Source organism: Clostridium sp. AF20-7 (assembly GCF_003479275.1).
In the GTDB taxonomy this organism is placed as follows: Bacteria; Bacillota; Clostridia; order Lachnospirales; family Lachnospiraceae; genus Otoolea; species Otoolea fessa.
In genome coordinates, this window is record NZ_QUGF01000006.1 from 199,157 (window position 1) to 213,811 (window position 14,655).

The 14,655-nt window shown below is 51.2% G+C and carries 14 protein-coding genes; all 14 read right to left on the reverse strand.

Annotation, left to right across the window (positions count from 1 at the left end; all coding sequences use genetic code 11):
* Positions 1-19: 19 nt before the first annotated feature.
* The 14 genes from DWX68_RS08125 to DWX68_RS08190 all read right to left on the reverse strand — a co-directional run bounded on the left by DWX68_RS08125 (position 20) and on the right by DWX68_RS08190 (position 14,626).
* Positions 20-946: a bifunctional riboflavin kinase/FAD synthetase gene (locus tag DWX68_RS08125; protein WP_118468282.1), complete on the reverse strand. Its 927-nt coding sequence runs from the start codon at positions 944-946 to the stop codon at positions 20-22.
* Between the two features lies 1 nt (position 947).
* On the reverse strand, positions 948-1,925 hold the full coding sequence (truB, locus tag DWX68_RS08130; protein WP_118629111.1) for a tRNA pseudouridine(55) synthase TruB: 978 nt from the start codon (positions 1,923-1,925) through the stop codon (positions 948-950).
* Positions 1,926-2,007: 82 nt separating this feature from the next.
* Positions 2,008-2,979 carry a bifunctional oligoribonuclease/PAP phosphatase NrnA gene (locus tag DWX68_RS08135; RefSeq protein WP_118570830.1) on the reverse strand — a complete coding sequence of 324 codons (972 nt, stop codon included), beginning with the start codon at positions 2,977-2,979 and terminating at the stop codon, positions 2,008-2,010.
* Positions 2,972-3,364 carry a 30S ribosome-binding factor RbfA gene (gene rbfA / locus DWX68_RS08140; RefSeq protein WP_022360140.1) on the reverse strand — a complete coding sequence of 131 codons (393 nt, stop codon included), beginning with the start codon at positions 3,362-3,364 and terminating at the stop codon, positions 2,972-2,974. Before rbfA ends, DWX68_RS08135 begins: the two co-directional genes overlap by 8 nt.
* Before the next feature lie 16 nt (positions 3,365-3,380).
* On the reverse strand, positions 3,381-6,209 hold the full coding sequence (gene infB, locus DWX68_RS08145; protein WP_118629049.1) for a translation initiation factor IF-2: 2,829 nt from the start codon (positions 6,207-6,209) through the stop codon (positions 3,381-3,383).
* 73 nt (positions 6,210-6,282) lie between these two features.
* Positions 6,283-6,591, reverse strand: a complete 309-nt coding sequence (locus DWX68_RS08150; protein WP_107000578.1) for a ribosomal L7Ae/L30e/S12e/Gadd45 family protein — start codon at positions 6,589-6,591, stop codon at positions 6,283-6,285.
* Positions 6,578-6,853, reverse strand: coding sequence for a YlxR family protein (locus tag DWX68_RS08155; RefSeq protein WP_117796229.1), 276 nt, complete (start codon positions 6,851-6,853; stop codon positions 6,578-6,580). Before DWX68_RS08155 ends, DWX68_RS08150 begins: the two co-directional genes overlap by 14 nt.
* Before the next feature lie 105 nt (positions 6,854-6,958).
* Positions 6,959-8,149 (reverse strand): transcription termination factor NusA, encoded by a 1,191-nt coding sequence (gene nusA / locus DWX68_RS08160; RefSeq protein ID WP_118629051.1) that lies wholly within the window; start codon positions 8,147-8,149, stop codon positions 6,959-6,961.
* A gap of 23 nt (positions 8,150-8,172) precedes the next feature.
* Complete coding sequence (rimP, locus tag DWX68_RS08165; RefSeq protein ID WP_118629053.1) at positions 8,173-8,640, reverse strand: ribosome maturation factor RimP; 468 nt, start codon at positions 8,638-8,640, stop codon at positions 8,173-8,175.
* A gap of 135 nt (positions 8,641-8,775) precedes the next feature.
* Complete coding sequence (gene fsa, locus DWX68_RS08170; RefSeq protein ID WP_107000581.1) at positions 8,776-9,432, reverse strand: fructose-6-phosphate aldolase; 657 nt, start codon at positions 9,430-9,432, stop codon at positions 8,776-8,778.
* Between the two features lie 147 nt (positions 9,433-9,579).
* Positions 9,580-10,278: an L-ribulose-5-phosphate 4-epimerase gene (locus tag DWX68_RS08175; RefSeq protein WP_107000582.1), complete on the reverse strand. Its 699-nt coding sequence runs from the start codon at positions 10,276-10,278 to the stop codon at positions 9,580-9,582.
* Positions 10,279-10,281: 3 nt separating this feature from the next.
* Entirely contained in the window at positions 10,282-11,889 is a 1,608-nt protein-coding gene (locus DWX68_RS08180) for an FGGY-family carbohydrate kinase (RefSeq protein WP_118570687.1), read from the reverse strand.
* 161 nt (positions 11,890-12,050) lie between these two features.
* Entirely contained in the window at positions 12,051-13,490 is a 1,440-nt protein-coding gene (gene araA / locus DWX68_RS08185; RefSeq protein WP_118468294.1) for an L-arabinose isomerase, read from the reverse strand.
* A 23-nt stretch (positions 13,491-13,513) separates the two neighbouring features.
* The gene (locus DWX68_RS08190; RefSeq protein ID WP_118524500.1) at positions 13,514-14,626 is read right to left on the reverse strand and encodes a GntR family transcriptional regulator; all 1,113 of its coding nucleotides are present in this window, start codon (positions 14,624-14,626) and stop codon (positions 13,514-13,516) included.
* Between the last annotated feature and the right edge of the window lie 29 nt (positions 14,627-14,655).

Here is a 14,655-nt window from a genome sequence, read left to right on the forward strand (position 1 = left end):
AATGCACGAAGCTGAACTCTCATCGTTCCGCTCCGTGCATTTTTCTCCCGGTCTCTTTATCCTTCAAAACCTGCATCTTCAACTCATCCACCCCGGAAAATTTCATCTCCGGCCGCATAAAATCTAAAAAATGAACCTCTATCTTTTTCCCATACAGGTTTTCATCCAGATCATAGATATATGTCTCCGCCCCCGCTGGTCGTTCTCCGGCAATCGTCGGTTTTTTTCCAATATTCGTGATACTTCCATAAGAAGCACCATCAATCACCGTCCGGGAGAGATATACCCCGAACGCCGGAAGATGTTTCTGGATTCCCGGCAGGATATTCGCCGTCGGAAACCCTAGGGTGGAGCCTAAATGCTCCCCGTGTACCACCTGTCCGCTGATCCGGTACTCGTATCCCAACAGTTCATTCGCCTTGCGGATATTTCCCTTCGCCAGCTCTTCCCGGATATAGGTGCTGCTGATCTCGCGATCGCCGTCCATCGCCTTTTCAACGATCGACACCTCATATCCATATTTCGGTGCCAGTTTCCGAAGCAGTTCAGCATCGCCCTTCCGCTGGTAGCCAAAATGGCAGTCCGGACCGGACACGATCGCCTTTGCGCCCATCTTGCCGACCAGAATCTCGGCAACAAACTGTTCCGGGTCCATATGTGCGACTTCCTGGTTGAACGGATATTCCACCAGATACTCCACCCCCGCCTCGCGCAGGTTCTCCTCGCGCTCCTCGTTGGTCGTGATCATCGTCTGCAGCTTTCCCCGGATCAAGGTTCCCGGTGCCGTCTCAAAGGTAAACACCGCTGGTTTATATCCTTTTTCCCGATACCGCATCACTTCCCGCAGCAGCTTCTGATGTCCTCTGTGAAGGCCGTCAAACTTACCGATCGTGACCGCAGTCGGCTCTTTTATCTGAAATTCTCTGGTTCCGGCAAAATACTGCATCTTACTCTCCTCCCAGAAAGATCTTACGTGGTTTCCATTGTTTCTTCTCCGGCTGATAGGCATAGAGACCGATAAACTGGTTCGCGCTGTCATAGACGCGGATGATTCCAGAATCCGGAAGTACCATCTCTGAGTTTCCATCCGCAGAAACCTGGTGTTCAGCCAAACTGCTTCCGATCTGCACTAAGCAGCCGTCTCTCGATCCCAGCCCCTTCGGGAATGGATTTCCATTCTGCAGAAGCTTATCCAGCACTTCGCTCTCCGACACATACGCCGGGCAGTCCTCAAACATTCCATCCACCGGCACGATCCTAGCCTCGATCTGACCGGCTTTCGCCAGCGCTTCCACCTCGGACAGGCGCAGGCTGTCCCCGATCGCAAATCGATCGACGCGGGTGCGGATCAGTTTTTCCATACAGCCGCCGCATCCCAGCTTTTCACCGATGTCATGGCACAGGGTACGGATGTAGGTTCCCTTGGAACAGGTCACGGTCATCGTCACACGCGGCAGTTCCACCGCATCTATCTGAAGATCATAGATTTCCACCGGACGTGCTGCCCGCTCTACCTCTTTTCCGGCTCTCGCCAGCTCGTAGAGCTTCTTTCCGTTGACCTTAAGCGCCGAATACATCGGCGGTACCTGCATATACGGACCAACAAAGCTCTCCGCCGCCCCGCGGACTGCCGGTTCTGTCAGCTGTTCCGTCGGTTTCTCCGAAAGAATCGTTCCTGTCGTATCCTGCGTATCGGTTTCGGTTCCCAGCAAAAGAACTGCCTGATACGTCTTTCTCTTATCCGTCAAAAGGTCGCACAGCTTCGTGCCCTTCCCCAGACATACAGGGAGTACGCCCTCCGCTGCCGGATCGAGCGTACCCGTATGACCGATCTTTTTCTGTCTCAAAATGCCCCGGAGCTTCGCCACCACATCGTGGGACGTAAACCCCGGTTCTTTATAAATGTTTATCACACCGTGAAACATAAAATCTCCTAAAAAATCAGAACTATTACCGTCCATGCGCTGTGCACCTGAAAGCAGGCAGCGCAATCAGCAACAGAACCTCCTATTCCTCCCTACGGGCATCCATCTGTTTCTCAATATGTCCCGTCAGGTTGTTGATCACATCCCTCGGATGTCCCTGCATCGTGCAGCCCGCCGCGTGGATGTGTCCGCCGCCGCCGAAATACGCCGCCACCTTGCTCACATCGACATAGTCGTTGGAACGAAGGCTGACCTTGTACTCGTTGAACGCCTTTTCATAGATGAAAATGGCACATTCCACTCCTTCGGTAATCCGGAGCTGATCGATAATGCCATCCAGATCGTTCGTATCGACACCGTAAAACTCCATTTCTTTCTGGGAAACCACACTGAAAATACATCTTCCATCCAGAATCCGTGTACTGCCAAGCAGCGCTTTTCCGAGAATCTGGTTCTGTGCGTAGGTCTTGCGGTAAAAGCTGTCGTCGATGATCTTCGCCGCGTTCACGCCTTTTTCCATCAGCGCGCCCGCGATTTCCATCGTTTTCCGGGTCGTTGAATTGTACTTAAATACACCTGTGTCATGCACAATTCCGGTATAGAGACACTCTGCCGCCTCCCTGCTGATCTTTGCCTCATCAAGAAGCGTGTATAACACTTCGCTGCAGGAGCTTGCGTCCGGAATGATGTAATTTTGTTCTGCAAATCCTGTATTGGTTCTGTGATGATCGATACAGAGTGTCTTGGCGGCGCTGTCAAAATAGACCGCGTAGGCGCCCAGACGCTCTTTGTCGCTGGCATCCAGCGTAATGCACAGATCAAACTGTTTTTCCGGCACAATCTCGGTATGAATTTTCTCAAAATCATTCATATAAGAAAATTTAGCAGCCGGATGGTCGAGAAACAGTTCTGCCTCTATCTGCGGATAATTCTCCCGCAGATAGTTAAGCAGTCCCAGAGTCGTTCCGATACAGTCCCCGTCCGGATGGATGTGACCAAGCAGTACGATGTGCTCCGCCCCTTCCAGTGACGCCTCTAAGATATTTTTACTCATTTTCTTCCTCATCTCCCGATTCTGAGTCTCTGAGGTTTTCAGTTACTTCATCGATCAGGCGGGTCATGTGTACACCGTACTCAATCGACTGATCGAGAATAAATGTAATTTCCGGCGTATTCCGTAAATTAATGCGTTTTGCAAGCTGGGTGCGGACAAATCCGACAGCACTTTTCAGTCCCTGGATCGTATCCTTCGCCGCTTCCTCGTTGCCTAACACGCTGATATACGCCTTGCAGTACTTGAGATCCGGAGTTACCTCCACGGAGACAACCGTTGTCATCGGATGAATCCGCGGATCTTTCAGCTCACGGCTGATGATGGAACTCAGCTCTCTCTGTACTTCACTGTTAATTCTTGTATTTTTAATGCTATTTTTACGCATGAATCCCTCTGCCTTTCTAGCGCGGAACCTCTACCATCGCATATGCTTCGATCATATCGTCTTCCTGCAGATCGTTGAACTTCTCAAATACAAGACCACACTCGTATCCGGAAGCAACTTCCTTCACGTCGTCCTTGAAACGCTTTAAGGATGCCAGCGGACCATCGAAGATCTGCTCGCCGTCACGGGTAATACGTGCCTTGCAGCCTCTCTGGAATTTACCATCCAGGACGTAGGAACCAGCGATAGTACCAACGCCAGAAGCCTTGAAGGTCTGACGTACAACGGCGTGACCGATTACCTGCTCCTCGTAAATCGGGTCAAGCATACCCTTCATCGCTGCCTCGACATCCTCGATTGCCTGATAGATGACGCGGTAGAGACGAACGTCTACTTTCTCACGCTCTGCGATGGACTTCGCGGTTGCGTCCGGGCGCACATTGAAACCAATAATGATCGCGTTGGATGCGGCTGCCAGACTGACGTCGGACTCGTTGATCGCACCAACACCGCCGTGGATGACCTTGACTACGACTTCCTCGTTGGACAGCTTCATCAGGCTCTGTTTTACTGCCTCGACAGAACCCTGTACGTCTGCCTTGACGATCAGTGGAAGTTCCTTTACATTTCCTGCCTTGATCTGGGAGAACAGATCGTCCAGGGAAAGCTTCATCTTTGTATCTTCAATTAACTTATTCTTGCTCTCAGAGATAAAGGTTTCTGCAAAGCTTCTTGCCTCTTTCTCGTTCTCCGGCTGTACAAATACCTCGCCGGCGTTCGGCACGTCATTAAGACCCAGAATCTCGACCGGAGTGGACGGACCAGCCTCTTTGACGCGGCGTCCCTTATCGTCCATCATCGCACGGACACGGCCGTAGCAGGCGCCTGCCGCGATCGGATCACCGACATGCAGGGTACCTTTCTGTACCAGGACGGTCGCAACCGGACCTTTACCCTTATCCAGCTCCGCCTCGATGACAAGACCTCTCGCATTACGGTTCGGGTTTGCCTTTAACTCTTTAACCTCTGCGGTCAGAAGGATCATCTCAAGCAGTTCCTTGATACCTTCCTTGGTATGTGCAGATACCGGAACGAAGATGGTGCTGCCGCCCCAGTCCTCCGGAACCAGTTCGTACTCGATAAGCTCCTGTTTTACCTTCTCGATATTGGCACTCGGCTTATCGATCTTGTTGATCGCTACGATGATCTCAACACCTGCTGCCTTCGCATGGTTGATCGCCTCGATGGTCTGCGGCATAACACCGTCATCTGCTGCAACAACGAGAATTGCAATATCAGTGGATTTTGCACCACGCATACGCATTGCGGTAAATGCCTCATGTCCCGGCGTATCGAGGAATGTGATCTTCTGTCCGTTGATCTCTACCATGTACGCACCGATGTGCTGGGTGATACCGCCTGCCTCTTTTGCAGTTACATTGGTCTGGCGGATTGCATCCAGAAGGGAGGTTTTACCATGATCGACATGACCCATAACGCATACAACCGGCGGACGGGTTACCATGTCCTTCTCATCCTCTTCTTCCTCTTTCAGAAGTTCCTCGATGACGTCAACCTTAACCTCTTTCTCACAGAGTACGTCAAACTCCATCGCGATCTCTTCTGCCTGCTCGTAATCTACTTCCTGATTGATGGTGACAACCTTGCCCTGTAAAAAGAGCTTCTTTACAATCACAGACGGCTGAAGTTTCATCTTGTCTGCGAGATCCTTGATGGTGATTACCTCCGGGATCGTGATTGTCTTGATCTCCTCAACCTTTGCCTCCTTCTTCTGCGGCGGCTGAACAGCGCTCTTTACGTTCTTTCCGCCTCTTCCCTTGGAGTGCATCTCTTCCTCATGGTCGATCTTGCTATATTTATCGTTCTTGTAATTATTCTTATTCTGCTTGTTGTTCTGCGGTTTCTGTACAACCGGGCTGTCGAAGGATGGCTTCGGAATATTTAAACCGCCGCGTCCATCGCGTCCGCCTCTCTGACCATCACGGCCGCCCTGATAGCCGCCGCTTCTCTGGCCGTCACGGTTTCCCTGATAGCCGCCGCTTCTCTGGCCATCGCGGTTTCCCTGATAGCCGCCGCTTCTCTGGCCGTCACGGTTTCCCTGATAGCCGCCGCTTCTCTGGCCGTCGCGGTTTCCCTGATAGCCGCCGCTTCTCTGGCCGTCACGGTTTCCCTGATAGCCGCCGCTTCTCTGGCCGTCGCGGTTTCCCTGATAGCCGTTTCTCTGGCCGTCACGGTTTCCCTGATAGCCGCCGCTTCTCTGGCCATCGCGGTTTCCCTGATAGCCGCCGCTTCTCTGGCCGTCGCGGTTTCCCTGATAGCCGCCACTTCTCTGGCCGTCGCGGTTTCCCTGATAGCCGCTTCTCTGTCCATCACGGTTCTCCGCTGGAGCTGCGCTCTTAGCCGGCTCTGCGGTCTGCTCTGCACTTGCTGCTGCCGGACGGCTTGCCGATGCGCCGGTCTTGGCTGCGTTTCCTGTATTGGCCTTGCCTGCCGGACGGCTTCCTCTCTGTACGCTGTTCTGCGGACGATAAACCGCTGCAATCCGCTTTTTCGGCGGCTCAGTTGTCTTCTCCGCCTCTTTCTTCTCTGCCTCTAACGGCTCTTTCTTTATATCTTCCACTCGATTTGTTTCCGCCTTTCCTGTATCTGTCTTTGACGCTGTCGTCTGTCTCTTTGCTCCTGCAAGGAAACATCTGACTGCTTCTGCCTGTTCCTCCGTCACCTTGGAAGAATGGCTTTTTACGTCAAAATGATTTTTCTGCAGTATCTCTAAAACTTCTTTATTTGATTTGCCAATCTGTTTTGACAACTCATTAACTCTCATGTTTTGCTACCTCCGTTCCGGCACTGCCTTCCCGTTCTGCATAAGCTCCTAAAAGAGCCCGCCCAGAAAAGCGTTAATCATCTAACTTCTCTCTTAACGCCTTTGCAAAACCGGAATCCAAAACGGCCAGAGACGCTCTCATCTCTTTTCCCATCGCGTGTCCCAGCTCTTCTTTCATGCCGAACTGGTACACGGGAACCTTGTAGTATGCACATGAATTTTCAAACATCTTTTTTGTATTATCCGACGCTTCTTCTGACACGATCACCAGATACGCTTTTCCACTCTTGATCGCTTTCTCGGTCATGAACTCGCCGCTTGCCGTCTTACCGGCGCGCGTCGCCAGTCCCAGAAGATTCAGCACCTTTTTACGATTCTCCAAACTGCTCCATCTCCTTTTCCAGCGCCTCATAGACTTCCTTCGGAATCGCCATCTTGAGCGACCGCTCCAGTCCTTTGCTCTTTACCGCCTTTTTCCAGCAGTCCATCGAAGGACAGAGGTAGGCGCCGCGTCCATTCCTACGGCCTGTCGCGTCAATCTCGATCGTATCGTCGGCTGTCTTTAAAACGCGGATCATTTCTTTTTTGCTCTTCATTTCTCCGCATCCGATGCACTGTCTGAGCGGCACTTTCTTTGCTCCCACTGTCTATCACTTCCATTTCTGTCAAATCCCGGTTCTGCTGCTTTCTTTCTGCCAAATCTGCTCGTTCCGCCCGAAATCAGCATCCCCGCACATTATCTGTCAGGATTATTCCTGCTCCGCTGCCGGCTCTTCTGTGCCCTCAGCCGCCTCATTTTCTGTTGCCTCGGCTGCGTCTTCCTCTGCCACGCTGATCAGCGGGTCATCGGTGTAGCCCTCGAAGCCTTCCTCATAACCGCTCTCAAGCTCATCTAAAAGACCGGACTCTCTTGCCTGTGTCTCGCTCTTGATATCGATCTTGAAGCCGGTCAGGCGGGCTGCCAGACGTGCATTCTGACCCTCCTTACCGATTGCCAGGGAAAGCTGGTAATCCGGAACGATCACCTGTGCCTCGCGTGCTTCCTCATCTGCTGCAACCAGGATAACCTTTGCCGGGCTTAACGCGTTCTCAATCAGGAATGCAGGGTTGTCATCCCAGTTGATGATATCGATCTTCTCACCGCGCAGCTCATTGACAACCGCGCTGACACGCGCGCCGTTTAAGCCGACACATGCACCGACCGGATCGACGTTCGGGTCGTTGGAGCTGACTGCCATCTTCGTACGGGAACCTGCCTCACGTGCGATCGCCTTGATCTCTACGGTACCGTCTCGGACCTCGGCAACCTCAGACTCAAAAAGGCGTTTTACCAGATCTGGATGGCTTCTGGATACGGTGATACGCGGGTCGCGCTGTGTCTCTTTTACTTCGATGACATACAGTTTGATACGCTCGGTCGGTTTGAATACCTCGCCCTTTACCTGCTCACTCTCGTTCAGGATCGTGTCGATCTTGCCTAAGTTGATGCTGATGTTGCGTCCTACATAGCGCTGTACGATACCCGTTACGATATCTTTCTCTCTGCAGTGCCACTCCTCATACAGGGCGTTGCGCTCCGCCTCACGAAGCTTCTGTAAGATAACATTCTTCGCGTTCTGAACGGCGATACGTCCAAACTCCTTGGAATTGACAGAGAACTGAACGATGTCGCCCAGCTCATACTTGCTGTTTAAGAGCTTTGCCTCTGCCAGGCTTACCTGGGTCATCGGATCCTCTACGGTCTCCACAACCTCACGCTCTGCCACGATGGAAAAATCTCCTGTTTCACGGTTGATGTTTACCTTGACATTATCTGCCCGGCCATAATTGTTTTTGTATGCTGTCAGCAGAGAATTTTCAATTGCTTCTAAAAGAACATCTTTGCTGATATTGTTTTCTTTTTCCAGCAGATTTATTGCCTCAATCAACTCTTTATTCATTTTATTTTATCTCCTCCTACCGTCTAAAAATCAAAGGCTAAACGAATCAAAGCAATCTCTGATTTTTCAAATGTACGCTCGCTGCCGTCCTCCATCGTGATTGTCACAGAATCTGCGTCATAGGACGTAAGCGTTCCTGTAAATTCCTTCTGTTTGTCGATCGCTTTATACAGGCGGATCTCCACATCTTTGCCGATGCTTCTTGCAAAATCTTTCTCTTTCTTCAGAGGACGTCCCAGTCCCGGAGAACTCACCTCCAGTATATAGCTGTCCTCGATGAAATCTTCCTTATCCAGCCATTCACCAAGCAGACGGCTGATTACCTCGCAGTCATCAACGGTAATACCGCCCTCTTTGTCAATGTAGCACCGCAGATACCAGACGCCGACCTCGCGGACATACTCCACATCAACCAGCTCAAACTGATGCTGCTCCAGAACCGGCGCGATCCACGCCTCTACCCGTGCTTCGTACTGCTCTCCCTTTGCCACACCCCCACCACCTTTCTATGAAATTAGAAAGAGTGGACTTTTTTGTCCACTCTTTCCAGTCAGTCTATTATGTTATCGTACCTAGTATAACATGCTTTTTTCGGAAGTTCAAGAGGTATTTCCTATTGTTTCTCTTTATTTACCGAATACAGCCTCATAATCTGCTTTGAATTTCTCGATACCAGCATCGGTCAGCGGGTGTTTTACCATCTGCATCAGAACCTTGAACGGAACAGTTGCGATGTCAGCACCAGCCTTCGCGCACTCGATGATGTGCATCGGATGTCTGGTGGAAGCACAGATAATCTCGGTGGAAATCTCCGGATAATTGTCAAAGATCTCTACGATATCGTAAATCAGGTCTGTACCGTTGGTGGAGATGTCATCCAGACGGCCTAAGAACGGAGAAACGTATGTAGCGCCTGCTCTTGCAGCCAGAAGTGCCTGGTTGGCAGAAAAGATCAGAGTTACGTTGGTCTTGATGCCCTCAGCGGACAGAGCTTTCACAGCCTTTAAGCCCTCGGTAGTCATCGGGATTTTAACAACCATGTTCGGATGAATCTTAGCGATCTCACGGCCCTCAGCGATCATATCCTCTGCCTTCACAGTCGTAGCCTTAACCTCACCGGAAATCGGTCCGTCTACAATGCTGGTGATCTCTTTGATAACCTCATTAAAATCACGGCCTTCTTTTGCAATCAGAGACGGGTTTGTGGTAACGCCACAGATAATACCCATATCATTCGCTTCACGGATCTCATCAACATTCGCGGTATCAATAAAAAATTTCATTTCCCATATCCTCCTAATTTTTATAAGATAGATAGCCAGTATCTCCTATATCTGCTATACATAAGTATACCATACTTGTCCCATCTATTTCCATACTTGAATCTATATTTTACAAATTGTTACTGTTCACTCATACGTGCCCAGTAACTACAAATTCCCTTGTCCGTAATACGCCCCCGGGCCATGCTTGCGCAGATAATGTTTATCCTGCAGGCACTGCGGCGCTTCCTTCACATCCGGATTGATCATCTCGCAGCGCGCCGCCATCTTGGCAACCTCCTCGAGTACAACCGCATTGTGAACCGCCTCATGTGCATCCTTGCCCCAGGTAAACGGTCCATGGTTCTTGCAGAGCACACATGGCACCGCCATCGGGTCGAGCTTCCTCTCCTCAAACAAATCTGCAATCAGCACGCCTGTGTTCCACTCATAATTCTTTAATTCTTCCTCATTTAAGTTTCTCGCGCATGGAACGGAACCATAAATATAATCTGCATGGGTCGTCCCGTAGCACGGAATATCGCGTCCCGCCTGCGCCCAGGAAGTCGCCCACGGGCTGTGCGTGTGAACCACGCCGCCGATCTTCGGAAAACGGTTATAAAGAATCAGGTGGGTTTTTGTATCAGAGGACGGATTCAGCGTTCCCTCAACGCGGTTTCCTTCCAGATCCATGACAACCATATCATCTGGCGTCAGTTTGTCATAGTCCACGCCAGACGGTTTGATGACAAACAGCCCCTTCTCGCGGTCAATCCCGGAAACATTGCCCCAGGTAAAGGTAACCAGACCGTATTTCGGAAGCAGCATATTGGCTTCGTATACTTCTTTTTTTAATTCTTCCAGCATCGATTAAAACCTTCCTTCTACGGCGCCTCTCTCGGCAGCCAGACCATTGATATAGCTTGTCATAAACGCATTGAAGCCCTCGACATCCTTTGCATCCGGCTCCATCGTCTCCGCCTTTGCATCTGCAAATACCTGCTCATTTAAGTAATCGGACAAGCTCTGTCCCGGCTTCTTATCCTTGCGGTATGCCGCCAGAACCGCGATACCCCAGGCACCGCCCTCACCGGCTGTCTCCATAACGGATACCGGCACATCAGCCGCTGCCGCCATGATACGCTGTCCAACACCCTTGGTCTTGAAGAATCCGCCGTGGCCCATCAGTTTATCCAGTGTCACGTGCTCTTCCTTGAACAGAATGTCCAGACCATATTTCAGGGTTGCCAGGGAACTGTATAAGTGGGTACGCATGAAGTTTGCCAGCCCCAGCTTGCTGTCGGGATGGCGCATAAACAGCGGGCGTCCCTCCTCGAAGTCGGTGATCGGCTCGCCGGAGAGGTAGCAGTAGGACATCAGTCCTCCGCAGTCTTCATCGCCCTCAAGCGCCTTGCGATACAGGGTTCCAAACAGGGTGTTGCGGTCTGTTTTCTGACCCATCAGCTCATAGAACTCTTCAAACAGACCTACCCAGGCATTCAGATCGGAGGTACAGTTGTTGCAGTGAACCATACCGACCAGATGGCCGTCCGGCGTAGTTACCATGTCAATCTCCTGGTGAACCGTCTCCAGAGTCTTTTCCAGAACAACCATCGCAAACACGGAAGTTCCGGCAGATACGTTACCGGTGCGGACTGCCACACTATTGGTTGCAGTCATACCGGTTCCTGCATCGCCCTCCGGCGGGCACAGCGGAATGCCAGCTTCCAGATTGCCGCTCTCATCCAGCAGCTTCGCGCCTTCCTCAGTCAGCGTTCCCGCCTCATCGCCAGCGCTCAGAACCTCCGGCAGAAGGTCGCGCAGCTTCCACGGATATCCCTTTGGAACCATCATTTCTTCGAACTTATCCAGCATTTCAGCATCATACTGTCCGGTTGCCGGGTCGATCGGGAACATACCCGAAGCATCGCCGACGCCAAGTACCTGCTTACCGGTCAGTTTCCAATGTACATATCCGGCTAAGGTGGTCAGGAAATGCACGCGGGATACATGCTCCTCGCCGTTGATTACCGCCTGATACAGGTGTGCAATACTCCATCTCTGCGGGATATTGTAGTTAAACAGATCCGTCAGGCGTCTTGCTGCCTCGGCGGTCATCGTATTTCTCCAGGTACGGAACGGAACGAGCAGTTTTCCGTCCGCATCAAATGCCATATAGCCGTGCATCATGGCGCTGACGCCCATCGCACCAACCTTTTTAAGCGTTAAACCGTATTGTTTCTTCACATCGGCAGCCAGATCCGCGTAGCAGTCCTTTAAGCCTTTCCAGATATCTTCCAGGGAATAGGTCCAGATACCATTTTCCAGACGGTTTTCCCACTCATAGCTCCCCTGCGCGATCGGCGCGGTCGTGCCGTCCGTCAAGACTGCCTTGATTCGGGTCGAACCAAATTCAATTCCGAGCGCTGTATTTCCGCTCTCTATGTCTTTCTTGATCTCTTCCGCACTGCGGCCCATATCCATCCTCCTCATTGTAGCAAAAAGCGCACCGCCGCCGGAATTTTCATCCCCTTGGCTGCGGCACGCCCCGTCATTCATAACTATTCTATTTTCACAGTTGTGGCAAAAACTTATGCAGTTACGTCTTTTTTAAAAATTTTTATCTTTCAAACGCCCTATTATTTCATAAAGAATTTCTGTAAATCAGCCTCTGTCGTATCTTCGCCGATTGTAATTAACTCGGTACCGGTCAGACGCGCGAACATAGCGATGTCATCTCTCGTCAGAGCGGTAGATACAACGGAGTGATGAGCGCCGCCTGCGTAGCACCATGCAGCCGTACCGATCTGGAAGTTCGGTTTATGACGGTACATAATTCTCGCTACCGGAAGTTTTGGCATCGGTTTCGGCTGTTTTACAAGCTCGATATCTGCACAGATGATGCGGAAATGATCGCCCATATCTACCATCGTTACCTGGATACCATCGCCGGTCACGCCGTCGAAAATCAGTCTTGCCGGGTCTTCCTTGCCGCCGATCCCCAGCGGAATTACATCGATCTCCGGTTTGGTTGCTGCAAATGCCGGCGGAACCTCCAGCATATGGGAAGCTAACTCTAACTCCTGTCCCGGAGTCAGATCGTAGGTGTAATCCTCGATAAAGCCGGTTGCGCCCTCTTTGCCCTCGGACATCTTCATCAGGACTGCAGACAGAGCGGAAATCTTGTAATCACCCTCCGGACCAAAGCCGATGCCTTTGCCCATCAGGTTCTGTGCTGCGATACCCGGAAGCTGCTTTAAGCCGTGCAGATCCTGGAAGGTGTCTGCGAATGCACCGATTCCGTTCGTGGAGAGGAATTTCTCCAGACCCACTTCGTATTTAGCCTGCTCGCGGACAGAATCAATGCGGTCGGTCTTCATTGTATACTTATCGGTATACTCTTTCATCTTCGCGTCGATCTCTTCCTCGGTTACCTGGTTGATGATGTCAACCAGATCGCCCAGTGCATAGTAGTTGCACTCCCAGCCGTATTTGATCTGGCTCTCTACGCGGTCGCCGTCGGTAACCGCCACCTCGCGCATGTTGTTGCCGAAGGAAGCTACCTTTAAGGACTTAGAGTAGGAGATAGCCTTTGCAACGGATGCAAACTGGCGGATCTTTGCTACCACATCATCATGTTTGTAATATCCAGCTACAACCTCATGCGGAATACCCATTCTGGCAACGATGAAGCCGTACTCACGGTCGCCATGTGCGGACTGGTTCAGGTTCATGAAATCCATGTCGATCTCATCATACGGAAGCTTCTCATTTGCCTGTGTATGTAAATGAAGCAGCGGTTTTCTTAATTCCTGCAGACCCTTGATCCACATTTTTGCAGGGGAGAAGGTGTGCATCCATGTGATAACGCCGACACAGTCATCATCATTGGAAGCTTTCCGCATATCCTGAATACAGATTTCAGAAGTCTCTACGGTTGGAAGAAGTTCGATCTCTGCCAGATCGCCCACTTTTTCGTTTAAGAATGCAACCATCTGACGGCTGTCTTCTGCAACCTGTTTCAGGCATTCCTCTCCGTATAAGTCCTGGGAACCCACAATAAAGTATAACTTTTTCATTTTAATCTGCCTCCTTGTCATTTTCAATGTATATCCCGAACCGAATTTCCGTTGTTAAACATCACTGGAAACCGGTACGAATACTTCTTTTCCTGCCAGTCCGGATCCTCTATCATCCGCAGAAGATTGCGCGCTGTCAGCCGCCCAAGATTGTACTTGGGATGAATCACGGACAGGATCGTGAGATCCCCCTCCTGCGCCGGTCCGGCATCATCAAACGATACCAGGGAAATATCTTCCGGCACACGCAGCCCGCGATCCTTTAAAAAATCCATATAGCTGCCTGCCACCTCGTCGTTGTAGAGGATCATCGCGGTACAGTCCTTCGTCCGGCGGTACATCCGCTGGAGTCCTTTTTTGCTTAATTTCTCTTCCATATCCCGGGTCGAATACCAGCGGATCCAGTCCTCCTGGAAATCGATCCCGAAATCCGACAGGCACTCGATAAAGCCGCGGTAACGCTCGATCCCCTGCCAGTCATCGTATTTGAAAATACCGCCGATCCGGGTATGTCCGTTCTGTATCAGAATCCGCGTCAGCTCATAGCCCGCGCGCGCATCCGACATCTCCACGCTGTCAAACGTCTCATTCTGGTAATGATTGTGAATAAACAGCGTCGGAATATTTCTCCGCCGTATCTCCTTGTAAAGCCGCAGATTCGGATTCGGGAAACTGGAACGCGTCCCCTCGATGATGAGTCCGGACACATTGCGCCCCAGCATCCCCTTGAGATACATGGCCTCATCATTTAAGCGGTTGCGCGTGACCGAAACGCTGATCTCATAACCTTCCTCCCGCAGGACGGACTCGATTCCCTCATACACCTGCGGAAACAGGTAATCTGAAAAATAACTGAGAATCAGTCCGATGCGGGGACGTTCTTCCTTATCCTTCTCCGGCGCGTAGGAAACGTAGGTGCCGCTTCCCTTGACCCGGGCAATCAGCCCGTCCTGCTCCAGGCGGTTGAGCGCATTGCGGACCGTCTGGCGGGAGTATCCAAATTTATTCTGGAGCATATGCTCGGATGGAAACTTGTCCATATTCCGGAGCACCCCGCTCATAATCAGCGTCCGACCCCAGTTGTAGAGCTTCTGATATTTAAGTCCATCCTGATTCCGGCTGCTGTTCTCCCTCATACTGTAACCTCCAGATGTCGCTTTTGTCT